Origin of the sequence: Actinoplanes sp. NPDC051633, assembly GCF_040681735.1 — a bacterium.
Lineage (GTDB): Bacteria > Actinomycetota > Actinomycetes > Mycobacteriales > Micromonosporaceae > Actinoplanes.
In genome coordinates this window covers 1-6,979 of record NZ_JBFAZH010000334.1, presented here as the reverse complement: position 1 = coordinate 6,979, position 6,979 = coordinate 1, and the positions used below count along the sequence as shown (strand labels likewise).

General features: G+C 67.4%; 5 protein-coding genes and 1 pseudogene. 3 read left to right on the top strand and 3 right to left on the bottom strand.

Going from position 1 to position 6,979, the window contains the following annotated elements; translation table 11 throughout:
- Positions 1–1,375, bottom strand: a 1,375-nt coding sequence (locus AB0M20_RS19635; RefSeq protein WP_364300006.1) for an N-6 DNA methylase, incomplete at its 3' end; no start/stop codon positions are given.
- A 73-nt stretch (positions 1,376–1,448) separates the two neighbouring features.
- Here AB0M20_RS19635 and AB0M20_RS19630 point away from each other — a divergent pair.
- Positions 1,449–3,143 (top strand): DUF6119 family protein, encoded by a 1,695-nt coding sequence (locus AB0M20_RS19630; RefSeq protein ID WP_364300004.1) that lies wholly within the window; start codon positions 1,449–1,451, stop codon positions 3,141–3,143.
- A gap of 98 nt (positions 3,144–3,241) precedes the next feature.
- On the opposite strand, the pseudogene AB0M20_RS19625 reads toward AB0M20_RS19630, so the two are convergent.
- Together AB0M20_RS19625 and AB0M20_RS19620 are read right to left on the bottom strand one after the other, a co-directional pair.
- Positions 3,242–4,503, bottom strand: a pseudogene (locus AB0M20_RS19625) (ATP-binding protein).
- 6 nt (positions 4,504–4,509) lie between these two features.
- Complete coding sequence (locus AB0M20_RS19620) at positions 4,510–5,472, bottom strand: replication-relaxation family protein (RefSeq protein WP_364300002.1); 963 nt, start codon at positions 5,470–5,472, stop codon at positions 4,510–4,512.
- Positions 5,473–6,375: 903 nt separating this feature from the next.
- Here AB0M20_RS19620 and AB0M20_RS19615 point away from each other — a divergent pair.
- Positions 6,376–6,699 carry a hypothetical protein gene (locus tag AB0M20_RS19615; RefSeq protein WP_364300000.1) on the top strand — a complete coding sequence of 108 codons (324 nt, stop codon included), beginning with the start codon at positions 6,376–6,378 and terminating at the stop codon, positions 6,697–6,699.
- Positions 6,700–6,715: 16 nt separating this feature from the next.
- Positions 6,716–6,979, top strand: a 264-nt coding sequence (locus tag AB0M20_RS19610) for a hypothetical protein (protein WP_364299998.1), incomplete at its 3' end; no start/stop codon positions are given.

Genomic DNA, 6,979 nt, shown 5'->3' with positions numbered 1-6,979 from the left:
GAAAGGTGCCACCTGAGGTGCCGGCCGCCTGCCGCCGGTTGGTCGCGGAGCGTAGGAAGCAGGCGAGAAAGTATGGGTCTAGCGAATCCGGATCACAGCGGATCACTGACGCCGCCTTGATCCCGACGGCCGGCACCGCATTGAGCACCACCGCCGCGAAGTCGCCCGATGTCGATGGAACGACCACATCGCCGGGCCGTGCGCGTTCCCGATCCACGATGGTCAGAGCCCCCGAGCGGACAAGGTCGCCGACGCTGACCAACTGGGCAGCGATCTCACCTGACCCGGCCGCAAGCGAAGGTGCTTCGGCGCCTAGACGGCCGATCGCCGCGCTGTAGCGCTCGCGCGCCTCGTGGTAGTCAGGGGTGAGGTCGCGCACTTCGAGGGGAAGGTGCGTGGCCGGGACCAGCAGAACGTCTTCATCCAGCAGCTCGATCGAAGGCACGTTCCGGGTACGTGTGGGGTCAGCGAACACTGCCGCCCACGCCTCCGGGTCGTGGGGGACGTTGTCGGCGTCGCGGTCGGTCAGGTCGACCATGCGCAAAACATAGGCCGGTCGATCGGCGGGCCGGGTCAGTTTCCAGATCTGCCAGGGCGCGGCGGTGTTGTTAACGGCGCGCTCAGGTAGGGCGATCACCTCGGTAAGCACGCCGGCGCGCAGTAGTTCAGCTCGGATGCGGCGGGCCGACGCGCGAACCGCGGCTGAGAACGGCACGGCGACGATCGCGGTGCCGCCGCGTTTGAGGCATGCCAGGCAGATCTGGACCCAGCCCAGGGCGTGGTCGCCGCGACTCGGCTGCCCGTACTCCAGAACAGCCCCGTCTATCGAGTGCCCCGGACCTGGCGTGATCGAGACCACCGCATCTGCCTGACCCTTCAGCGCGGCGAATTGATCGTCCGCGACGGTGATCTCGACGTTCGTGGCGTCTGCGTCGGCTAGAGCATCTTTTGCCACGTCGATCCGGGTCATGTCGTCCGCGCGCCCGACGTAACGGACCCGCGGCCCGAGCAACTGCGCGACCTCGGCCAGCAGGGTGCCGTCCCCGCACGCGGGATCGAGCACCAGCCCGCGCGTCGAGGACGGCACGAGGGCGGCCATCGCCTCCGCCAACGCGAGCACGTCCGTCGCCTTCGTCCCGGTCAGCTTTTTCGATGCGGCCCGGCCGTTGGCGGTCAGCCAAGACTCGACCTCGGGCCAGGCGAACGTCGGGCTGGTCGCCGGTCCACCGACCGGCGACGGGAAATCCGGGTGACGGCGGCGCCAGTTCGAAACGGCGGCGCGGCCAACGCCCGCGATGCGAGCAATATCGGCCGCGGTGACCTCGTTGTTGACACTCATGCTTGAGACCTCCATCAGTGTGACGACATCGTACACATTGACACGGTCCCGTGGACGTTGACGATGTGTGTACTCTGTTCACACAAGCCACTCCTCCACACTGGATCGGATGATCTCCATGCGACAGACCGCAGCCATCAACACGTATCGCACCAGCGTTTACCTCCTCACCGGCGTTACTCCGGACGCCGCCGGCCTGCGCGGTGCGCTCAACCACCGCTACCTGCGCGAGCAGGAGTTCGACACCACGCCCACCACCGTCGCCGGCGCGCCGGCTCTGCTGGCGCGTGGGCAGGTGCCGCGCGAGCGAGCGGACTGGTGCCCCGTCCTCACCGGACTGACCGGCGACGACATCGCCGTCGGGTACAGCAGCGCCGGAGGTGCTCTGCTGGTGGCGGTGGACGACCGGGTCTACGTGCTCACGTACGGCACCGTCGGGCGGCACATGGTCAACCCCGACCTGATCGATCCCGGCTTCGGCATCGCGTTCGCGATCCGCGCGGTCGACTCGGATCGGATCAAGCAGATCACCCGCAGTGTCCTGGCCGCCAGCGGCCGGGTGGACCGCAACCTGGTGCCCGGCGGCCAGCACATTCGCCAGTACACGATCGAGCAGTGGGGCGAGATCGTCGGCCACGTTGGCGGCGAGTTGCGCGACAACCCGCAGCTCACCGTCACCCGCCTCGCCCGACGGCCGGTCTCGATCGCGGCGGCGAACTCCCTGCGGATCCCGCTCAGCACCGAACCGGCTCGGCTCCTCGCGGACCTCCGGGAGATCGGCCGTGTCTGCGCGCGCGACACACCCATACCCGAGTTGGAGTTCATCGCCCAGGTCCGGCCGCTGGCCACCGGGACCCGTACTGAAAAGCTCGATCTGATCCTCGACGACCTCCTCGGCCAGCAGCAACCGACCGGCCTCGGTCTCGCCATGCCCGCCCACCTGGTCGAGTACGAACCGCTCACCGAAACCCACGAGATCAAGATGACCGGGTACCGCCGCGCCTACCGGTCCGACTTGGAGCTCGACGACATCCTCAGCCGGGTGCGCGGCCGCCGGTCCGGGCGCCGACTCGACCGGCTCAAGACCGGCACGATCGGACTGTGTGCCGATCCAGCCGGCGAAGCCCTGCTCCACCCGGCAACCGCCGCCCACAAATGGATCACCGCCGAGGTCCACCTCGAGTCAGCGCGGATGATCTACCACGAGGGCCGTTGGTACGAGATCGGCGAACATCACCTGGACTTCCTCCGTACCGAAATCGAGAAGATCCTGCACCACCCGGCCGGCGTGACGCTGCCGCCGTGGACCAGCTCGCTGCCCGACGAGGACGCTTACAACAAGGAGGCGGCCAAACACGGCTTCGTGCTGCTGGACAAGCGGCTGTTGAAGACCCGGCAACACCACCGCGGCCAGGGCATCGAGGCCTGCGACCTGCTCGGCCCGAACGGCGAGCTGATCCACATCAAGCGAGCAGACCGCTCGTCGCCGCTGAGTCACCTGTTCTTTCAGGGAGAAGTGGCCGCAGATTCATTGCTCCACGAGCAGGACGCGCGCGAACGCCTCGTCGAGCTGGTACACGCGGCTGATCCTAGCCATTCGATCAAGGAGTCTTTCAGGCCCACGAAAATCGTCTACGGCATCGCGCTGAAGTCCGGTAAGCCGCTCACGGCGGAGACTCTTTACACCTTCTCCCAGGTCGCGCTCTACCGCGCCGCCCGCCGCCTCCGCGGTGATGGCATCGACGTCGAGGTCGTCGGCATCCGGCTAGCTGACAACCTGGGGTCAAACAAGCAAATACGATGAGGCTCGTGTGCCCTCTGGAATGGCACCATAAGCGGCATTCTGCACAGAGCGACTGATTCACGGGTCCCTCCGTGCCTCCGCGGGCAGAGCGGATCTGGTCAGCCTGCTGCCGGTGCAGGTACTTGCCATAGGGCGCTGACTGGTATGGCGCGGAGCTTGTCGCCGAAGGGCAAGGTGCTGCTGCCGGTATAGAGGACGACGCCGGCGATGAAGTCGTCGCCGAGGCGGTCGGCGAGTCGGCGTAGCCCACGGAAGTCGTCGAGACCGACGGTGGTGGCGGCTTTGACTTCGATACCAACGACCTGGCCGGCTCGGTTCTCCAGGACTGCGTCAACCTCGTATCTGCTCTGGTCGCGGTAGTGGGACAGCTCAACGGATTGCTCGGACCAGGTGAGCTGGCGAGACAGCTCGGACAGAACGAACGATTCGAGCAGCGGGCCGAACGGTGCTCCGGGTCTGAGCAGTGCGCGGGCGTCGGTGGCGAGTTCGTTGGCCGCGATGCCCGAGTCGACGAAGATCAGCTTTGCCGCAGCGGTCGCTCGGGTGCCGAGATTGCGGGACCAGCCTGGGATCCGCTTGACCAGGAAGATCTCCTCCAAGGCTTGGAGGTAACGCGCTACCGTCGGCCGGCTCAGGCCGAGTGCGGATTCCAGGGAGTTGGCGGCGATGATGGTCGCAGATCTGGCGGCGAGCAGGCGTACCAGTTTGCGCAGCTCGCCCTTGTGCTGGATGTCGGAGAGCTGGCGTACGTCACGGTCGATGAGGGCTTGGACGTACGCGTCGAGGAACCGTTGGCGGCGGCGTACGTCGTCTCGGGTTGTCGCCTCGGGTAGGCCGCCTCGGACGATTCGGGCCGCGTAGTCGGCTCGGGTGACAGTGGACTCGTGGTGCAGGTCGGGGCCGTACGCGAATATCGCATCGATGAATGCGTCGAGTTCGCTGTCGAGTTCGCCCTGGGAGAATGGCCAGAGCTCGACCGTCTCCATCCTGCCCGGCAGCGCGTCGGGGCGGCGATCATGCCGAAGAGTCGTGATGATCCGGTGAGCAGGTAGCGGCCGGGTCGGGGGTCTTCGTCAACGGCGGCCTTGATGGCCAGCAGCAGCTCGGGCGCGCGCTGGATTTCGTCGATGACCAGGAGCTCTGCGGAGTCGACGAAGCCGACCGGGTCGGCGGTCGCCGCGGCTCGGTCCTGGGCTCGGTCGAGGTCGCGGCGCTCTGCGGGTCGGTCGCCGGCGACGATGCGGACCAGGGTGCTCTTTCCCGCTTGGCGGGCTCCGCTGATCAGCACGACACGGGTGTCGGCCAGGGCTGCGGTCACCTGGGCCGTGGCGCGGCGCGGGATGAGGTGCGGTGTGGGCACGCTTCATCATACCGCTGAGCTTTCGATTTGCGGGGGCCTTGGCTTTCGATTCGCGGTACCCATCGTGTTTGATTTGCGGGACAATCCGTATTCAACCCGCGATAGGTACCGAGTCAGGCGATGCAGACCGCCAGATCGGGTGAGCGATACCCGTTCCTCGCAACCGTCGATCGCCCATACGCTGCCTGCTGGCGATGACTCGCGTGACGTGACTCGGTCGCGAGTGCCGGTAGCGATCGGGAGCGTGGCGGTCAGGTCGGCGAGCCGGGTGCGGAGGTTGCGTTCACGGGCGGCGGAGTGCAGCCAGAACAGTACCGGCCACGCCTGGCCGATCGTGGTGAACAGGTCGTGATAGCCGGTGAGTTTGGTGGCCAGGATGCTGAGCTGTTCGGCGCCGGTGTCGTATTCGAGGAAGAACGGGATCTTGCGGCCGGTGTCGATCCACAGGCCGTAGCCGTCTGGACGTACTCGTGGTTGGTAGGCCCGGACGAGAGCGGGATCGTCTGGGTGGGTGAAGGTGCCAGCGCGTTGGCAGGCTGCCTCCGGCAGCCATTGCCGCAGCTGAGTTCCGGGGTGGGTGCGGGCGTGGCCGGCGAGGTCGGTGAAGAACTGGTTGACGCCGAGGCGGTGGGTCAGGGTGCGGGTGGAGGTCCAGCGGCGGCGTTCGAGGCGGGCGTGGTCGCGGCGCGGGGGCCGTTCGTCGCGGGCTGCGGCGACGACTTCGGCGCCGAGCTGGTCGATGACCCAGTGGTAGGGGTAGGAGCCGCCGTCGGCCCGCTGGGGGCGGAAGCGGGCGATCAGCCGAAGTCGGTAGAGGGTCCGCAGTCGGCGTTGGCAGAAGTCCAGGGACGGGAACAGGGCGTTGGCGAGCTGGGGTGTGGTCAGGACGCCGTGGTCGTAGAGCCAACCGAGCAGGATGCGGTCGCGGGCGGTGAGCTGAGACTGCACACGCAGGACAGGATCATCCACAGCGTCCCCTATGGGGAGAGACCCGCAGACACGCAGGGTCTGTCGGAGCACTTGTGCCGGACATCGACAGCCGGGCTGACCTGCCCTGTGAGATGGGAGCCGGGGTCGGTTCGGGGGTCCGGCTGAAGACCGACGTCAACCCTGACGCCCAGGCTGACATCAACACGGACGCCGAGACCGTGACCAGCACAACGGATACGAGCATCAACATGCCTCTCCAAGCAAGAACGATCAAGACCAAGAATTGGCACCCGCGGTGGGCCCCTGGTGTCGGCCACTCAAGACGCCGACCGCCGCCGACCGCTACTCGCCGGGCGCCGACCCGGCAGCAGCCCGCCGCCGGACGGGATCACCGTGCGGGCGCAGGGCACGGCACGCCACCGTCGGCAGTGTTCGCAGACACGCGCTGTAGGACCCACGACAAGGCTTGCTGCCGCGTCCATCTCTCAAAACGGCGTTTGTCAGCTCTGGCGAACACGTGCCGGTCTGACAGTGTCTGTCAACGTCTCACGTGTTGCTGACATCGCAGGTCCGACGTCACGTGCCGCTGCGACTGACACTCGCGGTGCGATGTCCGGACGTTGTCGTTCGCCGGGCCGGTGTCTGACATGGCTTCCCGCTTCTGTCAGAAGGGGGCAACGGACGTCGTGACACGGTGTGCGCCAGCGGTTCCGTATGACACAGGCACGCGGGTGACAGTCCGCGCCTGCTAGACCGAACCGAATGTCACTGGTTGTCGGCGTCGCGACCATCAAGCCAGAGCCTTGCCGGGTTTGGCCTGCGGATTGACAGTGACAGGGACCGTTCGCCGCCGGCGGGCGGCAGCCCGGCGACCAAGCCACGACGGTGGCGGCGGCGTTCTCGCGTGCCATGACATCAGGCACCGTGTCCGGGCGCGCCATCTTGGACGTGCCGCTGCCGCACTTCGTCGCCGACATCGATAAGCGCCAGACGCTGCCGATCACGCCGCTTGTCGTGCTGTTGGTCGGCGAGGGGTCCGGCACAGCTCGCGGGGACGTTGCGCTTCCCGGCAGCGGCGGTTGTCAGAGCCACAGCGGCCCCGCCGGTCCGCGGCCGATTGCCGGCTGGGCTGCCATGTCAGAGATTGGTGAGACATTGACAGCCCCCTGTGAGACCGGCATGTGTTCGCTGGAGCTGACAGAGGCCGGTTTGAGGGTGTCGGCGGTCAGCCCCGAGGCGGACCGCCGATCCATCCGTCCCTCCTGACAGGAGCACCCTCGCCATGAACAGCACCGACGACAGCGACAACGGAGTCTGGACCGAGACCCGCATCCGCGACCTGGGCGCCGTCACCGATCTACCGACCGCCGGGCGCACCTTCGGGCTCGGCCGGTCGCTGGCCTACGAACTCGCCAAGAACGACCAGTTCCCGGCGCCGGTCCTGCGCGTCGGCAGCCGCTACCGCGTGCCCGTCGCCGGGATCCTCACCGCCCTCGGCCTCCCCGCCGGCGACTTGACCCCGGCGGCGAAGCAGAGCGTCGATCAC